The 1,101-nt window shown below is 69.9% G+C and carries 1 pseudogene; it reads left to right on the forward strand.

The annotated features are described in order from the left end of the window. Positions 1–92: 92 nt before the first annotated feature. Positions 93–1,035: pseudogene (locus AC07DW_RS34615) on the forward strand (transposase); the annotation flags it as partial. Between the last annotated feature and the right edge of the window lie 66 nt (positions 1,036–1,101).

Raw genomic sequence — 1,101 nt, forward strand, 5'->3', positions numbered from 1 at the left:
GTCACGCTCAGCCCCGGCCGGATCGGCGCCATCACCAAAGCCGCCCTCGTCCTCAACAACGCCTGGCGATGAATTTCGTCGAGAAAACCTCACTGCGAGACCAGTTCGAGGGCGTGGTCGGGAAGTTCCGCACAGGAGCGCAGTGGCGGGAGATGCCGGCGGAGTTCGGTGCCTGGTCCACCGTGCAGAACCGTTTTCGGCAGTGGCGGGACGCCGGGGTCTTCGAGAAGCCGTTGGAGGGCGTGATCGCCGAGGCGGCGAAGCGGGGCGAGGTGGACTTGTCGCTGGTCATCGTGGACTGCACCACCGCTCGCGCCCACAACGACGCGGCCGGGATGCGCGTGGATCGGGAGGTCCTCGACGCCGCGCCCTGGGGAAGGCCGCCGACGAGGAGAAGGCCCCCTCGAAGGGGGCATCGAGGAGGAACAAGCCGGGCAGGGGGTCGACGGCGCCCCCGGACGGGCCGAACGCCGACGCGCCCGGCGGCGGCGCAAGCTCCGGTTGAAGGCAGCCCTGCTGGGCCGCTCGCGCGGCGGGCGGACCAGCAAGGTCCACGTCGCCCCACGTCGCCTCCGACCGCAAGTGCCGCCCGCTCGTGATCACGCCGACCGCCGGCCAGGGCTCCGACAGCCCCCGGTTCATCCCCGTGCTCAGCAAGCTCCGCGTCCGCCTCCCGGCCGGACCACCCCGCACCCGGCCTGGCGCGGTCGCCGGAAGACAAGGCGTACTGCCTCCCGCGGCAACCGCACCTACCTGCGCCAACGCAACATCAAGGCGGTCATCCCGGAGAAGAGGGACCAGGCCGCCAACCGGAAGAAGAAGGGCCGACGGGGCGGCCGCCCCGTCACCCACGACGCCGAGCTCCACCAGGACCGCAACACCGTGAGCGCCTGATCAACAAGCTCAAGGCATGGCGCGGCCTCACCACCCGCTTCGACAAGACCCCCCGAGACCTACCCCGCCGGACTGCCTCTCCGGGCCTCCATGATCTGGATCAACGACCTCATGTCCTGCGCCGGGAATTCGTTGAATTAGTAAGCTGTCTCCATGGCGAAGATGGGGCGGCCGATGGCCGAGCTGGTGTTGTCGGAGGATGAGCGG

Source organism: Streptomyces sp. NPDC045701, assembly GCF_056432045.1.